This window comes from Bacillus halotolerans (assembly GCF_001517105.1).
Taxonomy (GTDB): domain Bacteria; phylum Bacillota; class Bacilli; order Bacillales; family Bacillaceae; genus Bacillus; species Bacillus halotolerans.
In genome coordinates this window covers 250,356-267,049 of record NZ_LPVF01000001.1, presented here as the reverse complement: position 1 = coordinate 267,049, position 16,694 = coordinate 250,356, and the positions used below count along the sequence as shown (strand labels likewise).

At 44.4% G+C, this 16,694-nt stretch carries 17 protein-coding genes and 1 pseudogene; 9 read left to right on the top strand and 9 right to left on the bottom strand.

Going from position 1 to position 16,694, the window contains the following annotated elements; genetic code table 11:
- Window positions 1-56 precede the first annotated feature (56 nt).
- Window positions 57-1,495: pseudogene (gene gabR, locus AU387_RS01210) on the top strand (MocR-like transcriptional regulator GabR).
- A 1-nt stretch (window position 1,496) separates the two neighbouring features.
- Here the strand turns inward: gabR and AU387_RS01205 are convergent.
- Entirely contained in the window at window positions 1,497-1,811 is a 315-nt protein-coding gene (locus tag AU387_RS01205) for an ArsR/SmtB family transcription factor (protein WP_059334494.1), read from the bottom strand.
- Window positions 1,812-1,951: 140 nt separating this feature from the next.
- Here AU387_RS01205 and AU387_RS01200 point away from each other — a divergent pair, with 140 nt between their 5' ends.
- The 4 genes from AU387_RS01200 (at window position 1,952) to AU387_RS01185 (ending at window position 5,483) form a co-directional block, all read left to right on the top strand.
- Window positions 1,952-2,239, top strand: coding sequence for a putative quinol monooxygenase (locus AU387_RS01200; RefSeq protein ID WP_044161872.1), 288 nt, complete (start codon window positions 1,952-1,954; stop codon window positions 2,237-2,239).
- A gap of 16 nt (window positions 2,240-2,255) precedes the next feature.
- A complete protein-coding gene (locus AU387_RS01195) occupies window positions 2,256-3,005 on the top strand; it encodes an NADPH-dependent oxidoreductase (RefSeq protein WP_044161874.1) in 750 nt (249 codons plus the stop codon).
- A 162-nt stretch (window positions 3,006-3,167) separates the two neighbouring features.
- A complete protein-coding gene (locus AU387_RS01190) occupies window positions 3,168-4,046 on the top strand; it encodes a TetR/AcrR family transcriptional regulator (protein ID WP_059334493.1) in 879 nt (292 codons plus the stop codon).
- An 18-nt stretch (window positions 4,047-4,064) separates the two neighbouring features.
- A complete protein-coding gene (locus tag AU387_RS01185; protein WP_044161878.1) occupies window positions 4,065-5,483 on the top strand; it encodes an MDR family MFS transporter in 1,419 nt (472 codons plus the stop codon).
- A gap of 48 nt (window positions 5,484-5,531) precedes the next feature.
- Here the strand turns inward: AU387_RS01185 and AU387_RS01180 are convergent, their stop codons facing one another.
- From AU387_RS01180 to yclN, 4 genes are read right to left on the bottom strand one after another with little or no spacing between them, the layout of a single operon-like run.
- Window positions 5,532-6,485: a siderophore ABC transporter substrate-binding protein gene (locus tag AU387_RS01180; protein WP_059334492.1), complete on the bottom strand. Its 954-nt coding sequence runs from the start codon at window positions 6,483-6,485 to the stop codon at window positions 5,532-5,534.
- Window positions 6,486-6,506: 21 nt separating this feature from the next.
- Window positions 6,507-7,265, bottom strand: a complete 759-nt coding sequence (yclP, locus tag AU387_RS01175; RefSeq protein ID WP_059334491.1) for a petrobactin ABC transporter ATP-binding protein YclP — start codon at window positions 7,263-7,265, stop codon at window positions 6,507-6,509.
- A complete protein-coding gene (gene yclO, locus AU387_RS01170; protein WP_059334490.1) occupies window positions 7,259-8,206 on the bottom strand; it encodes a petrobactin ABC transporter permease YclO in 948 nt (315 codons plus the stop codon). The genes yclP and yclO overlap by 7 nt, the downstream gene beginning before the upstream one ends.
- Complete coding sequence (yclN, locus tag AU387_RS01165; protein WP_044161881.1) at window positions 8,199-9,149, bottom strand: petrobactin ABC transporter permease YclN; 951 nt, start codon at window positions 9,147-9,149, stop codon at window positions 8,199-8,201. Before yclN ends, yclO begins: the two co-directional genes overlap by 8 nt.
- 385 nt (window positions 9,150-9,534) lie before the next feature.
- On the opposite strand from yclN, the gene AU387_RS01160 reads away from it, so the two are divergent.
- The 3 genes from AU387_RS01160 (at window position 9,535) to AU387_RS20935 (ending at window position 11,401) form a co-directional block, all read left to right on the top strand.
- Window positions 9,535-10,899 (top strand): aspartate kinase, encoded by a 1,365-nt coding sequence (locus tag AU387_RS01160; protein ID WP_059334489.1) that lies wholly within the window; start codon window positions 9,535-9,537, stop codon window positions 10,897-10,899.
- 152 nt (window positions 10,900-11,051) lie between these two features.
- Window positions 11,052-11,162: a YjcZ family sporulation protein gene (locus AU387_RS20270; protein WP_024120215.1), complete on the top strand. Its 111-nt coding sequence runs from the start codon at window positions 11,052-11,054 to the stop codon at window positions 11,160-11,162.
- Between the two features lie 146 nt (window positions 11,163-11,308).
- A complete protein-coding gene (locus tag AU387_RS20935) occupies window positions 11,309-11,401 on the top strand; it encodes a YjcZ family sporulation protein (protein WP_024120214.1) in 93 nt (30 codons plus the stop codon).
- A gap of 104 nt (window positions 11,402-11,505) precedes the next feature.
- Here the strand turns inward: AU387_RS20935 and phrC are convergent, their stop codons facing one another.
- The 4 genes from phrC to yclJ all read right to left on the bottom strand — a co-directional run bounded on the left by phrC (window position 11,506) and on the right by yclJ (window position 15,026).
- Complete coding sequence (phrC, locus tag AU387_RS01155; protein WP_010333023.1) at window positions 11,506-11,628, bottom strand: phosphatase RapC inhibitor PhrC; 123 nt, start codon at window positions 11,626-11,628, stop codon at window positions 11,506-11,508.
- Window positions 11,612-12,760: a response regulator aspartate phosphatase RapC gene (gene rapC / locus AU387_RS01150; protein ID WP_024120212.1), complete on the bottom strand. Its 1,149-nt coding sequence runs from the start codon at window positions 12,758-12,760 to the stop codon at window positions 11,612-11,614. The genes phrC and rapC overlap by 17 nt, the downstream gene beginning before the upstream one ends.
- A 186-nt stretch (window positions 12,761-12,946) precedes the next feature.
- Window positions 12,947-14,356, bottom strand: a complete 1,410-nt coding sequence (yclK, locus tag AU387_RS01145; protein WP_082687805.1) for a two-component system sensor histidine kinase YclK — start codon at window positions 14,354-14,356, stop codon at window positions 12,947-12,949.
- Window positions 14,343-15,026: a two-component system response regulator YclJ gene (gene yclJ / locus AU387_RS01140; protein ID WP_024120210.1), complete on the bottom strand. Its 684-nt coding sequence runs from the start codon at window positions 15,024-15,026 to the stop codon at window positions 14,343-14,345. Before yclJ ends, yclK begins: the two co-directional genes overlap by 14 nt.
- Window positions 15,027-15,238: 212 nt before the next feature.
- On the opposite strand from yclJ, the gene AU387_RS01135 reads away from it, so the two are divergent.
- On the top strand, window positions 15,239-16,693 hold the full coding sequence (locus AU387_RS01135; RefSeq protein ID WP_059334488.1) for an ABC transporter permease: 1,455 nt from the start codon (window positions 15,239-15,241) through the stop codon (window positions 16,691-16,693).
- Window position 16,694: the final 1 nt, after the last annotated feature.

Sequence of the window (16,694 nt, the reverse complement as noted above, 5' to 3'; positions counted from 1 at the left end):
GTATGATGAAAAGTACCAATTATAACTTTTTGATGGTACCAGAAGGAGACACCGCAATGGACATCACAATCACTCTCGATCGCTCAGAAAAAGCGGATTATATCTATCAGCAGATTTATCAAAAGCTGAAAAACGAAATCCTCAGCCGTAATCTGCTGCCCCACTCGAAGGTTCCCTCCAAACGAGAGCTGGCTGAAAAGCTGAAGGTCAGCGTAAACTCTGTGAATTCAGCCTATCAGCAGCTGCTCGCCGAAGGGTATTTGTACGCTGAAGAAAGAAAGGGTTTTTTCGTGGAACAGCTGGACACATTTTCTACTGAGGAACAGCCCTCATTTTCACTGCCGGATGACCTGAAAGAGGTTCATATCGATCAAAGCGATTGGATATCTTTTTCACATATGAGTGCCGATACAGATCATTTTCCAATGAAAAGCTGGTTTCGCTGTGAGCAAAAAGCGGCTGCCCGCTCATACCGCACGCTCGGCGACATGTCTCATCCGCAAGGCATATATGAGGTAAGAGCCGCCATTACAAGGCTCATCTCTCTGACGCGGGGCGTGAAATGCCGGCCGGAACAAATCGTCATCGGGGCGGGCACCCAGGTGCTGATGCAGCTGCTGACTGAGCTTTTGCCCCAGGATGCGGTGTATGCGATGGAGGAGCCTGGATACAGGCGAATGTACCAGCTTTTGCAACATGCTGGAAAACAAGTGAAGACGATTATGCTTGATGAAAAAGGGATATCCATTTCTGAAATCATCAGACAGAAGCCTGATGTATTAATCACTACCCCTTCGCATCAATTCCCGGCCGGGACAATTATGCCTGTGTCCCGGAGAATTCAGCTGCTGAACTGGGCAGCAGAGCAGCCGAGCCGCTATATTATTGAGGATGATTATGACAGCGAATTTAAATATGATGTAGACAGTATCCCGGCGCTCCAAAGCCTTGACCGCTTTCAAAACGTCATCTATATAGGCACCTTTTCAAAATCACTTCTCCCCGGATTGCGGATCAGCTACATGGTGCTGCCGCCGAAGCTGTTACGGGTATACAAAAAGCGGGGCTATGACCTGCAGACATGCTCGTCACTCACACAGCTCGCCCTGCAGGAATTTATCGAGTCTGGAGAATATCAGAAGCATATAAAAAAATGAAGCAGCATTATAAAGAAAAGAGAGAACGCCTCATCCGCGCATTAGAATCAGAGTTTGGAGGGGAGATTACGGTAAAAGGGGCAAATGCAGGACTGCATTTCGTCACTGAATTTTACACCTGCCGCACGGAACAAGAGATCCTCGCGTATGCCGCCGCCCAGCAGCTTGAAATCTTCGGGATGAGCCGGTTTCGCTTAAAAGAAAGCCGTCCGCAGCCTGACAAACCCGCGCTTATTATCGGCTTTGCACGGCTGAGGGAAGAGGACATTCAGGAAGGTGTGCAAAGACTTCGCCGCGCTGTTTATGGACATAAAAAAATCCCCGGTTCAGGGGATTGATTTACCAGCGCTCCTGGTCTACGTTCAGCACTGCTGCAAGCAGGCCCGGAAATGCCCTTTCAAGATCTTCTGTGCGAAGCGAATAATAACGGCGCTTTCCTTCTATGCGTACTTGAGCGATGCCCGATTCTCTTAATACTTTAAAATGGTGGGACAAGGTCGACTTTGCAACCTGTACATCAGCACAGGTGCTGCACGTTTTCTCTTTTGCTTCGGCCAATTGCTTCACCAGCTCTAAACGAAGCGGATCACTCAGTGCGTGAAGTACCTTTGTCAGCTGCAACGTTTCTATTTGTGGATGGTTTGGAATGTTCATGACACAAATGTATCACACAACAATTAGAATGACAATTTTACTATTTGAGGGTTTTTCCTTTACCTGATTTTGATTACATGGTACATTTAGTTCGATCAAATTCGAACAATAAATTTTAAAGACAAATGGAGGAGATTTACATGATCGTATTACAAGCTTATATGAAAGTAAAACCCGAAAAACGCGAAGAATTCTTGAGCGAGGCACAATCGCTCGTTCAACATTCAAGAGCCGAGGAAGGCAACGCCCAATACGACCTTTTTGAAAAAGTAGGCGAAGAAAATACATTCGTGATGCTTGAACAATGGAAAGATGAAGCGGCGATGAAATCACACAATGACACTGCGCATTTCCAAGCATTTGTAGCAAATGCCAAAGAACTGCTGAGCGCTCCTCTTGATGTTGTACGCACAGAGCTCAGCGAGTAAGGAAAGGATGTCTCACATGAACGAAGTAATCAAATCATTAACAGATCACCGCTCCATCCGCAGCTATACGGACGAGCCGGTGCCAGAAGAGCAGCTGGACCACATTATACAAGCGGTGCAATCAGCCCCTTCTTCTATCAACGGGCAGCAAGTAACCGTCATCGCGATTCAGGATAAAGAGCGCAAAAAGAAAATCTCCGAGCTGGCGGGCGGACAGCCTTGGATTGACCAAGCTCCGGTTTTCTTGCTTTTCTGCGCAGACTTCAATCGGGCAAAAATTGCGCTTGAAGATCTGCATGACTTCAACATGGAAATCACAAACGGGCTAGAATCCGTTCTTGTCGGCGCAGTTGATGCCGGCATCGCACTTGGCACAGCGACGGCAGCGGCTGAATCACTCGGACTTGGCACTGTTCCGATCGGCGCGGTTCGCGGAAATCCAAATGAACTGATCGAGCTGCTTCAGCTTCCGAAATACGTGTTCCCTGTATCGGGTCTTGTCATCGGCCATCCTGCCGATCGTTCAGCGAAAAAACCTCGTCTTCCAAAGGCAGCGGTTTATCACAAAGAAACGTATCTGCAGCAGGACGAGCTGACATCACACATTCAGTCATATGATGAACAAATGTCCGAATACATGAAAAACCGGACCAACGGAAAAGAAACACGAAACTGGTCACAAGGCATCGCCTCATACTATGAGCGCCTGTACTATCCGCATATTCGTGAAATGCTCGAAACACAAGGATTTAAAGTTGAAAAATAAGCCACACCCGGCCTGTCGGAATTCCGGCAGGCCCCTTTTATTGTCCGGATAAAATCCATTGACTTTCATTTTGTTTATTTGGTAAAATTTTATCAATGTTACTCATTGGTTTTCTGTGAACCAATGGGTTTTCTATTGTTCAAGAAAGAAGGAAGCCAAGAGATGCTTGATAAAAAAACAGAAATCTTGTTAGCCGCGCGGAAGCTTTTTTCTGAAAAGGATTTTACGTCGGTTTCCATGCAGGCAATCGCAGAAGAATGTAAGATATCAAAAGCTTCGATATATAAGCTGTTTCAGTCGAAGGAAGATTTGCTTTTGGAGCTGCTGACGTTTAACCAGAAGCAAATGGTGGCCGCGGCGTCAAGACTACAGGAAAATACCGCGCTGACACCGGAGGAGCGTTTGATTCAAAAGGTCAAAATGGAGCTGGAAGGATTCAGGCGGAATCAGCAGTTTTTTAATATGCTGACCTACGGAAACCCCAAGCTGCACAATGACCGTGTAAAACAGCATATCCATCAGACCAGATCAACGATTATCTGCTGGCACCGCGATTCGCTGATCCAGGCGTATGGAGAAACCATTCTCCCGTTTGTATGGGATTTGGTGATCATTCTTCACGGCATGATGCGTGAGTTTTTAATGCTGATCAAAATAGAGGAAAAACCGCTTGAGCTTGACCCGATCGCAGCGTTTATCATCAGCACCCTCAATCAGATTGTCAAAAACAGAGAAACACGGCAGTCCCTGCTTCCGCCTGAGACCATCGAGCTTTATATCCAATCGGCGTCCTCCTACCAGCCAAAGGATAAATCACTCCTGTTATCAGAAAGCCTGAAAGAATTACATAAAGGCATCTCTTCCCTGCCCGCCGCGGATTATGATATCGATGAGTTGGCATCCGCTGCAGCCATGCTGGAAGAGGAAGCAAAAAAGGAAGAGCCCCGCGCCTTTTTACTGAAATCACTGATTGGCTATCTGGAACAAACCGGTGTTTTAACACAGCAAATTTCCATGTTAAAAACACTGTTAATTACTTAAAGAAAAGAAGGGATCTTATTGGACACAAGTATTGAAAAAAAACCGTTTAACCGTTCTGTCATTGTCGGCATTTTGTTAGCCGGGGCGTTTGTCGCCATTTTGAACCAGACACTGTTAATTACCGCTCTCCCCCATATCATGAGGGATTTTCATATAGATGCAAACCAAGCCCAATGGCTGACGACTTCATTTATGTTAACAAACGGTATTTTAATTCCGATTACTGCGTTTTTAATTGAAAAATTCACGAGCCGTACACTTCTCATTACGGCGATGAGTATTTTCACTGCCGGAACAATCGTCGGCACGTTTGCCCCGAACTTTCCGGTTCTGCTGACGGCCCGTATCATTCAGGCGGCCGGAGCCGGTATTATGATGCCGCTCATGCAGACAGTATTTTTAACGATCTTTCCGATTGAAAAGCGCGGCCAGGCTATGGGTATGGTCGGATTGGTCATCTCCTTCGCGCCTGCGATCGGACCGACTCTTTCAGGATGGGCAGTAGAAGCTTTCTCGTGGAGATCATTGTTTTATATCATTCTTCCGTTTGCCGTGATCGATTTGCTTCTCGCTATCATTCTTATGAAAAACGTGACGACATTAAGAAAAACACAGATTGATATTCTATCAGTGATCCTGTCGACATTTGGATTTGGCGGGCTGCTCTATGGCTTCTCAAGCGTCGGCTCTTACGGATGGACCAGCTCAACGGTTCTGATTTCACTGCTTGTGGGCGTGATCGCGCTGCTCTTATTTATTACAAGACAGATGAAGCTCGAAAAACCGATGCTGGAATTCCGCGTATTTACGTTTGGTATCTTCAGCTTAACAACCCTGCTGGGAACCCTTGTCTTTGCTTTATTAATTGGTACGGAAACCATTCTGCCGCTGTATACACAAAACGTCAGAGACGTCACAGCCTTTGATACAGGGCTTATGCTTCTGCCGGGAGCCATTGTGATGGGCTTCATGTCACCGATTATCGGAAGAATTTTTGACCGTGTCGGCGGAAGAGGTCTGGCGATTGCAGGTTTCTGTATCATCTTCCTGACATCACTTCCGTTTATGCAGCTGACTGACCATACGTCACTGGCTTGGATTGTCGTTTTATATACCGTTCGTCTCTTAGGGACAGCGATGATTATGATGCCGGTGACAACAGCCGGAATCAATGCGCTGCCGCGCCACCTGATTCCGCACGGAACAGCGATGAACAATACGGTTCGCCAAGTCGGCGGCTCCATCGGAACTGCTCTGCTGGTATCCGTGATGAGCAACCAGGCAGCACATGCAGGAACCGCAAATGTAAAACACGCCGCTCTGCACGGCATGAACGCCGCTTTTATTGTGGCAGCCTGCATCGCGCTTGCCGGCTTACTTCTATCCTTTACATTAAAGAAGCCTCAGCGCCCTGCCGAACAGCAGCCGGCACGCTGATCCTATAAAAAAAGAGCCCCGCTTTGAGAGCGGAGGCTCTTTTTGGTTTTACTTCTCTAACCCGTCTTTCACTTCTTTAATCATTTGCGTCATTGACTCAAGTCCGCCTCCTGATAAGTACCAAGTAGCTGAATCAAGGTAAACGACATGATTATTTTTCACGGCGTTTACGTTTTTCACATAGTCGTTTTCAACGACTTGTTTTGTAGATGATGTTTCTCCGATTGCTGTACCGCGGTCAATAACAAACAGGTAATCAGGGTTTGTTTTTGAAATGTACTCATATGAAACGCTTTGTCCGTGAGTAGATGCTTTGATATTTTTATCAGCCGGTGTCACGCCGAATACGTCATGGATCAGGCCGTATCTTGATTTAGAACCAAAGGCGCTGATTTTGCCATCGTTCGCCATTATCACAAGACCGTTTTTGTTTTGCTTTTCAGCTGTTTTCTTAAGATCTGCAATTGAGTTATCGATTGTTGCGAGCTCGTCTTTTACTTCATCTTCTTTATCAAAGATTTTACCGATTGTTTCTGCATCTGATTTAAATGATTCCATGTAGTTCGCTGTATCTACGCCAAGGTAAATGGTCGGCGCAATATTAGAGAATTCTTTGTAGGACTCAGATTGTCTGCCAGAGATAATGATCAAGTCAGGGTCTAACTCCGCTACTTTTTCAAAGTCTGGCTCTTTTAAGCTTCCGACATCAGCATATTTGTCATCTTTGAATTTGGACAGATATTTAGGAAGGGCTTGTTTCGGCAGGCCCGCTACTTTATCATCAAGACCTAATTTATCTAATGTGTCTAAGCTTCCTAAATCAAATACAACGACTTTTTTAGGGTTCTTTGTCACTTTTGTGCCGTTTTTGTCCAGCTGGTGTTTCACCGTCATTTGTTCTTTCTTCGTGTCAGAACCTTTACTGCTTGAGCTTTGGTTTCCGCAAGCGGAAATGACAACAGCCGTCACCAATGCGATGAATAGAATTGCAAACTTTTTCATGCTCTTCACCTCTTCTGTATATTAAGAAAAATAAACACCTATTCTTTGGTTATCAATCGTCTGAATCGGGATGGTCATATCGTAGACTTCTTCGAGCACAGAGGTTTCAATCATCTCCTCCGGCGGCCCCTCTTTTACGATTCGGCCGTTTTTCAAAGCAACGATATGATCGGAATAGACGGAAGCAAAGTTGATATCGTGAATCACGATCACGATTGTTTTTCCGAGCTCCTCTACCAGCCGTTTCAACAGTTTCATAATTTCAACTGAATGTTTCATATCCAGGTTGTTCAGCGGCTCATCCAGAAAAATGTAATCCGTGTCCTGGGCAATGACCATTGCGATAAAAGCCCTTTGGCACTGTCCGCCGCTCAGCTGATCCAAGTACTTATCCTGAATCTCCTCCAGCTTCATATAACTGAGCGCCTGGTTGATATAAACCCAGTCTTCCTCTGTCAGCCGGCCCTGTGAATAAGGGAATCTGCCAAAACTGACAAGGTCTTTGATGGTCAGTCTGATATTGATTTGGTTCGCCTGCTTTAAAATACTCATTTTTTTGGCAAGCTCTTTGCTGTCGCAGGTTCCGATCTCTTCTCCGTCTATGAAAATCTCACCGGAATCCTTTTTGGTCAGGCGGCTCATAATAGACAGCAGCGTACTTTTGCCGGCGCCGTTAGGACCGATAAACGAGGTGATTTTGCCTTTTTGAATCGTGACTGACGTCTCTTCAAGGACAACTTTCCCTCCATATTGTTTGCTTACATTTTTGACCTCTACCATGATTTATTCTCCTTTAACAGCAAGTAGATAAAATAAATCCCGCCGGCAAAATTAATAATAACGCTCAGCGTCGTTGAGAAGGTGAATACTTTCTCAACCACAAACTGTCCCCCGACTAACGCAATAATGCTGATTAAAACAGAACCTGCGATTAAGTATGAATGCTTATATGTTTTCAGAAATTCTCTCGCCAGGTTGACGACGAGAAGCCCCAAGAACATAATCGGGCCGACAAGCGCTGTAGAAACAGAAACAAGGATCGCGATCACGATCAGCATCTGTTTGACAACTTTGTCGTAGTTAATGCCCAAATTGACGGCGTGTTCACGGCCGAGTGACAGCACGTCAAAAAATTTCGTGAAACGCCAGACATAAATACCGGTCAGCAGGAAGATGATGAAGGCGAGCCATAACAAATCAGTGTTGATGTTGTTAAAGCTGGCAAACATTTTGTCCTGCACAACCTGAAACTCATTCGGATCAATCAGCATCTGCATAAAGGAAGACAGGCTGCTGAACAGCGTGCCGAACACGATTCCGATGAGCAGAAGAAAGAAGATATTTTTCCCCTCACCTTTGAACATGATCTGATAGAGAACAAAAGAAAACAGCACCATCAGCAAAACAGAGATGATGAAGTTGATGTTTTTATTCATGATTACGATATTCATAGAACCGAACAAAAAGATGATGACGGTCTGAATCAGCATATAGAGAGAATCAAGGCCTAAAATGCTGGGCGTCAGGATGCGGTTATTCGAGATGGTTTGGAAGATCATCGTCGAAAACGCAATCGCTCCGCCTGTCAGCATAATGGCAGCGACTTTTTTGATTCTTCTCGGCAGTGTGTAATCCCAATTGCCTAAGTCATAAAACAGAAACAAACCGATACATACAACGGCTATACCAACGAGCAACGCAATTTTCATCTGCTTACGCATACGCTTTTCTCCTTAACAGCATAAACAGGAAAATGCCGCTGCCGATGATTCCGACCATCAGACCAATCGAGATTTCATATGGGAAGATAATGACTCTGCCCAATATATCGCAAAACAGAACAAAAACCGCTCCCAGCAGCGCAGTGTGCGGCAGGCTGTTTTTCAGGTTGTCTCCTCTGTAAATCGATACAATGTTCGGGATGATTAAACCGAGAAACGGAAGCATACCGACAGTCAAAATGACAAGTGACGTAATCAGGGATACGATAATGAGCCCGATGTTCACAACCCGTTTATACTTGAGGCCGAGGTTGACAGAAAAGCTTTCTCCCATACCCGCCACTGTAAATTTATCCGCATAAACATAGGCAATGATGACAAGCGGAATACTCAGATAAAGAAGCTCGTATCTCCCTTTCACAACTAAGGAGAAATCCCCCTGAAGCCATGATGACACGTTCTGGATCAGGTCATATTTATACGCGATAAACGTCGCGATTGAGCTGACGATATTCCCGAGCATTAAACCGACAAGCGGAATAAAGATGGTGTCGTTAAACTTGATTTTTTCAAGAATTTTCATAAACAGAAAATTGCCGACTAAAGCAAAGACAAAAGCAATCAGCATTTTCATTAAAGGACTTGCCGATGTAAACAGAAGCAAGGATATTAAGATTCCCAGCCTCGCCCAGTCCATCGTGCCGGCCGTTGTCGGTGACACGAATTTGTTTCTGGTGATCTGCTGCATAATCAGGCCGCAGATGCTCATGCTCATGCCCGCGATCAGAATGCTGATCAGCCGCGGCAAACGGCTGGCAAAGAGCGTTGACGCCTCTTCTTTGCTTAAATCAAAGAGATCAAGCGGCGACAAATCTTCTACGCCGATAAATACAGAAGTGACTGCTAATATGATAAGCAGAAAAAATAAGTAACGTAGCTTCATGCTGCCTCCTTACATCCTCACAGCAAAAAGAACGTATCTCCTACTCCGCAAGGACTCAAAACGATATGGCCATATAGTAATTGATTATCATTATCATTTACATATTACCATTTTTCTAGTGTTAGTCAATATTCTTTAAAAATATTAACTTCATTATCTATTCAATTTTACTAATCATTCAAACCCTTTTCCATCACAAATCGTTAGTCTGTTTACCATATTTATCTTCACTATGCTTCAAGTTCGTCATCAGACCTGACATAATTCCTCCCTATAAATACAAATGTTCATTCCACAAAGAAATTTCTCCTTGATTTACAGAACTGAAAGAGGGATAATAAATACTAAATTTGTGTGAAAATTTTAAACATTAGGAGATGTAAACATGAAGGTCGTTAAATTCGGAGGCAGCTCACTCGCTTCAGGCGCACAGCTTGAAAAGGTGTTTCAAATCGTAACCTCAGATCCCGCGCGCAAAGCTGTCGTGGTTTCGGCTCCGGGCAAACGCTATTCCGAGGATACGAAAGTGACTGACCTCTTAATCGCATGTGCTGAACAGTATTTATCATCCGGCAGCGCCCCTGAACTGGCGGAAGCGGTCATTGAACGGTATGCTCTGATCGCAAATGAGCTTCAGCTTGAGCCGTTTATTATAGAAAAAATCCGTGATGATTTGTTTACGCTTTTAGAAGGAGATAAAAGCAATGCCGTACAATATTTGGACGCAGTCAAAGCAAGCGGTGAGGATAACAACGCTAAGCTGATTGCCGCCTATTTCCGCCACAAAGGCGTGAAAGCGGAATATGTGAACCCAAAGGATGCCGGCCTTTTTGTAACAAACGAACCCGGCAACGCGCAGGTGCTGCCTGAATCGTATCAAAATCTCTTTCAGCTGAGAGAGCGTGAAGGCCTCATCATATTCCCCGGCTTTTTCGGGTTCAGCAAGGATGGCGATGTGATGACTTTCTCACGGAGCGGTTCTGATATTACAGGCTCGATTCTTGCCAACGGACTTCAAGCCGATTTGTACGAAAACTTTACGGACGTGGATGCTGTGTACTCTGTCAATCCGTCTTTTGTTGAGAATCCAAAGGAAATCAGCGAGCTGACTTACAGAGAGATGCGCGAGCTGTCGTACGCAGGCTTTTCAGTGTTTCACGATGAGGCGCTCATTCCGGCCTTCAGAGCGGGCATTCCCGTGCAGATCAAAAATACGAACAACCCGTCGGCGAACGGGACACGCGTCGTCAGCAAACGCGATAACACAAACGGTCCTGTCGTCGGCATTGCCAGCGATACCGGCTTTTGCAGCATTTACATCAGCAAGTATTTAATGAACAGAGAAATCGGGTTTGGCCGCAGAGCCCTTCAAATCCTAGAAGAACACGGTTTGACGTATGAGCATGTTCCATCGGGAATTGATGACATGACGATCATCTTAAGACAGGGCCAAATGGATGCTTCGGCCGAACGAAGCGTAATGAAGCAGATTAAAGAGAACCTTCATGCCGATGAAGTCATTGTCGAGCACAATCTGGCGCTGATTATGGTTGTAGGAGAAGCAATGCGCCATAATGTCGGCACAACGGCAAGAGCGGCCAAAGCCTTATCAGAGGCGAAAGTGAATATCGAAATGATTAACCAAGGATCTTCTGAAGTGAGCATGATGTTCGGCGTAAAGGAAGCCGAAGAAAGAAAAGCCGTCCAAGCATTATACGGGGAGTTTTTCGCGGGTGTGCTGGTCTCTTAATCTATACATAAAAGCGGGCGGCAGGGCCCGCTTTTTATATTGCCCGCCGCGATAGCCGAATTGTTCATTTTTTTGCCTTGTCCACTATTATCCCTATCAATCCGGCCATGTCCGCATATTTTGCAGTATCCATCATAGGGAGGTGAAGCCTTATGTCAGGATACGCTAACGGCGGCGGTTACGGCATCGGTTCTTTCGCTTTGATCGTTGTATTGTTTATTCTATTAATTATCGTAGGTACTGCATTTACAAGAGGCTTCTAAGTCTGCAGTACAGCGCCGTAAGACAATACCATTGTCATGCGGCGTTTTTTAGTTGTTTTCTTTATTTTTCAATCTATATCCTGAAAGCCCTGTCCACCGCGTTTATGCAGCATATCATAAAGTAATCTCACAAGGAGGTGGCACAGATGTCTGGTTACGGAAACTCTTTTGCTTTGATTGTTGTGTTATTTATCCTCTTAATTATCGTGGGAACTGCATTTTTTAACGGAGGCTACTAAGAAAAAGGAATCTCCATGAATCAGGCGGCGCCGTAAGGTCCATATCCTGCGTTGCTGTTTCTTTAAAAGAAAACCCCTTCTCTTATTGAGAAGGGGCCTGGTTCTTACGTCATTCCTCTTTCTGTGACATGAAAGTCGGATGCTTCAGCATGTGCAGAGACGCCAACCGCTGTAAAAACAGCTGCTGCAGCCAAACAAATAACAAATAACTTAGATTTCAATTTCATACAAACCTTCACTCCTTTGTATTTGTTTTCTTGCCTCTTCAACTCTAAGAAAGTAGGAAGCAGACAGTTCAAACCATTTTTGTTCATAGTAATATTTTGCTACTTCTAGGCCTAAATCCTCTATATCAGCATACATATTTTTATTTTTTAAATATCGGAAACATCGTTCAATTCCTTCTGTATTGGGCTGTGCCTGATATAGGGATTGTAAAAACTCAAATTTTACCGCGTAATCTGCATCGTCTGTTTCTTTAGCATATTCATAGCCCCTCTTGTGATATTCCGAGGCCTTCTCATGTTTTCCGCGTTTATAATAAATAAGTGTTATTAAAAAATATGCTTGAGGCAGAGAATTGGTGATTCTGCTGTTTTCAAAAGTGGAAACCGCTTTCTCAAAATGTTCAATGGCAGGGTCGAGGAGGTCTTGATTGTAATAACACAGCCCTAAATTATAAAATGCTCTTCCGACCAATTGGGCTTTTTGTTCCGCTTCCGCCATCTCCAGCGCCAATTTGAAATGCCGTGCGGCTTGTTCAAAATTTCTCTCATCCATGAGGTTAACCCCGAACACAAAATGGCATTGGATAATCCGAACATTATAGGTTTCCTGCTCTACATAAATTTCATATGCATTTTTGATATGAATCAATGAAAAGTACGTTTGCTTCATATAATAATAAGCTTCCGCGATTTTAAAATAAAATTCAGCCCGTTCAATATGATCGGAAACAAAGGAAAGTTTTTTCTCCGCCTGTTTGTAATATGTAATGGCAGAAATAAATTCCCGCTTATCAAACTCATACATTCCGCGGAAAAAATTCACATAATAATCGAGAAGCCCTTTCAGATCAGCTTGGTTGCTGTCTATATTTCGTGATAATTCTGACAGGCTTGGCTGGTCTTCGATATTTAATTTCTCCAGCGGCTCGAGATAATCAAGCATAAGCTGGTGGCGAAATTCCATTAGTGAGTAATATAACAGCAAGTTGGAATCATGCTGCATGTGTTTCAGTTCCTGCTGGATTTCAGCTTTTAGCACCTCGGCATCCGGCACGCTGAAGGTCCGGATATATTTGTACCACTCGTTAATTTTTTGACCGACCGCTGAAGAAGGAATTACCCCGCTCTTCATTCCTTCACCCTCTCCCATAAAAAACTGTTTATGTCATATTTTATCATGTTTACAGACTGTCCTAACCCGAAAAACACGCAATCTTTATTTCGGGAGCACGCAATAAAAAAAGGAATACCGAAGCGATGTTAGAAAGAAGAAGGCGGCAGCATCTGACGATATGCCGCCGCCTTACATGATTGATTGCTATTTTGCAGGTAAAGGAAGGCGGATAATGAATGTTGTGCCTTTCCCTTGTTCACTCTTAATGTCTATTGTACCTTGATGCATTTCCACCAGCTGCTTGACGATGGAGAGGCCGAGGCCGTATTCTCCGTACGCCGTGTTCGTTCTTGAAATATCAGCTTTGTAGAACCGCTCCCAAATATGCTCGATATCCTCTTTTGAAATGCCGATTCCCGTATCTTCAATTTCGATAATGGTCTCTTTATACCCTTCTGTTCCCCGCAGCCAAATGTCACCGTGCTGCGTAAATTGGATGCTGTTTTTTGTAATGTTCACGAGGATTTGAATTAACCGGTCATAGTCGGCATGAACGATCACGCTGTCCTCCACCTGAATCATCAGCTTATTTTGCTTTTCTTCCGCCTGCTGTTCAAGGTGCTCTTTCATGATTTCGAATACCTCAATCAGCGGAACGTCAAGCTTGTTCAGGGTGATTTGCTGTGATCTGATTTTTTCGTAATCGAGATTTTCTTTTACGAGCCGCAGCATTCGCTTCGTTTCCTCACTGATGAGCGAGAAGCATTTTTCTTTATTCTCCTCTGGAATCGTATTGCTGTCCAGCCCTTCAACCAAACCGTTAATGGTTGTCAGCGGCGTTCTTAATTCATGAGATACATCGGCAATAAACTGCCTTCTCCGCTTCTCAAGCCGATCGATTTCATCCCTCGACTGCTTTAATTTTTTCGCCATGATATTAAAGTCAGACGCCAGCACCCCGATTTCATCCCGGTAGCCGTTTTCCAAGTGGATGTCATAGTCGCCGGAAGCTACTTTATCCGTTGCTTCTCTCAGCTTTTGAATGCGTTTCACATGGAATTTGGAAAGCAGCCAGCTGACGAGAATGGTAATGACAAGCGTGCTGATTATCGCGTAAAACATATAGAGGTTGACCTGGTTAATCATTTGCTCTACGCCGCTGATTGGAGAAATCAGCAGTACCGCGCCTTTAAATTCATTGTTAACAAAAATCGGCTGTGCAACAAGGGAAACCTCATCGTTAAAACGGCCATCCGCTCTGTTCATGACCACCTGCCCTTTTTTCAGCTTCTCCCACTCCGCTTTCTTCAGCTTTTCCCGTGGGTGAAAGTCTTCAGGGTGAAAATAAGGCTGCTGTGCTTCATTAAAGATGATAAACTGTGTCTTTCTTGTGCGTAATATATCCTGATATGGGTACAGCCGGCGCATATCAACCTGGCCGGTTTGAAATTCGCTTGCAATCTGCACCGCATATGACGTCAGTTCCTCTACTTTATTTTGGTAGGCAAACTCTTTCACGAAGTGAGAAAAAAGAGAAATAATGATAACAAATGCTAAAATTAATATGCTGACATGGCTCAGCAGCAGCTGATACAAATATTTAATCCTCATCAAATTTATACCCTACTCCCCATACAGTATATAGGAAAGGCCTGTCCTCACTCGCAAGCTTTTTCCGCAGCCGTTTAATATGAACATCGACAGTCCGTTCGTCTCCGTAGAACTGATAGCCCCATACCTGCTCAAGCAGCTGCTCTCTGGAAAACACCTGCCGCGGGTTCTGCACAAGGTAATAAAGCAGGTCAAATTCCTTAGGCGTGAGGTTTTCAACAGGCTCCCCGTTTAAAAATACTTCTCTCGTCTTTTTATTAATTTTAAAGCATTCCGATTCAATCGTATCTTCTTCAGCTGCCGCCTTGCCCGTCGCCTGATATCTTCTGTTCACGGCTTTGATGCGGGCAACCAATGTCAGCGGGCTGAATGGCTTCGTCACATAATCGTCCGCACCCATCTCAAAGCCGATCACCTGATCTGATTCGGTGTCTCTGGCAGTCAGCATGATAATCGGAACCGTGCTTGTCTCTCTTATTTTTCTGCAGATGGTTACGCCGTCCATAGACGGAAGCATAATATCCAGAATCACCAAATCCCAATTCTCTTCCGCAAAGCGCTGATACCCCTCTAAACCGTCATGAACAAATTCAGCTTCAAAACCTTCCTTAAAAAAGAACATCTCTGTCATCGTACAAACACTAACGTTATCTTCTATCATTAAAATTTTCATTGGATCCTCCGATTGTTTTGATGCTTTTCTATATAATAGCACCATTTTATACAGAGAATTTTGGGTTTCACAATTGTTAGTTTTTATTTCATCAACTAGAAATAGATTGTTCATATTTTTTTCATACCTTTGGACTACTATAAATTTATCAACAAGCGGGCCAGCCTCACAGGCGGTGTTATCCATAAAAATACCTATACGGAGGAACATAAATGAATTTTATCAAACGGGCTTTTTGGAACATGAAGGCCAAAAAAGGAAAAACGTTTTTGCAGTTATTTGTGTTTACAGTGATTTGTATATTTGTTCTGTCTGGCCTCACGATCCAGTCAGCAGCTCAAAAATCCAGCGACCTTGCCAGACAGGAGCTGGGCGGAACCGTAACGCTTCAAGTTGACCGGCAAAAACAAATGGAGAAGCAGCAGGACAGCGGTGAAAAACGCAGCTTCGAATCTACACCGATAAAAGTGTCTGATGCCAATAAGCTGACAGCGCTTGATCATGTGAAGAGCTACAACTTCATTACATCAGCTTCAGCCAACGCCGGAAACTTCGATGCGATTGAAAGCTCAAGCTCTAGTGATTCGAGCACAGACTCAAGCTCAAGCGATACAAAAGGCGCTCCAATGCAAGGCGGAAAACAAATGGTTCAAGCCGATCTTTCGATTGAAGGCGTCATCAGCACGTCGCTGTTAGAGGAATTCTCTGACGGAGATTCAAAAATCACAGACGGGCGCGCGATTACAAAATCTGATGTCGGCAAAAACGTCACAGTGATCAATGAAACATTAGCAGAAGAAAATGATGTAAGCGTTGGGGATTCCATCACAATTGAATCAGCAACTGACGAAGATACAACAGTCAAACTGAAGGTTGTCGGTATTTATAAAACAACGTCTTCAGGCGATGACCAAGCCCAGAATTTCTCATTCTTAAATCCTTACAATAAGCTTTACACGCCTTACACAGCAACAGCGGCGCTGAAAGGTGACGATTATAAAAACACGATTGATTCAGCTGTTTATGATATGGACGATGCTGAACATATTGATGCATTCGTAAAAGCAGCGAAGAAAACGTCAATTGACTTTGATACGTTTACATTAAATACAAACGATCAGCTTTACCAGCAAATGGTCGGTCCTATCGAAAATGTAGCTTCTTTCTCTAAAAACGTTGTGTACCTTGTATCAGTAGCAGGCGCTGTCATTCTTGGCCTCATTGTCATGATGTCAATCAGAGAGCGCAAATATGAGATGGGTGTGTTAATGGCGATCGGTGAAAAACGGTGGAAGCTGATTGGCCAGTTCTTAACTGAGATTCTGGTCGTGGCTGTTGTGGCCATCGGCATTGCATCAGTGACTGGAAATCTGGTCGCCAACCAGCTCGTCAATCAGCTGTTATCCCAGCAGATCAGTTCATCAACTGATTCAACACAAACCGCAAGCGGCCAAATGCCCGGCGGCGGGGGCGGCATGGGCCACGGAATGTTCGGCCAAAGCTCTTCAAACGCGGACGTCATTGATTCACTGAATGTGGCAGTTTCGATGAACGATATGCTTGTTCTCGGCGGAATCGGAATGTTAATCGCTGTCATTGCAACGCTGCTGCCGTCTATTTCAGTACTGCGGCTCCACCCGAAAACAATATTGACAAAACAGGAATAGA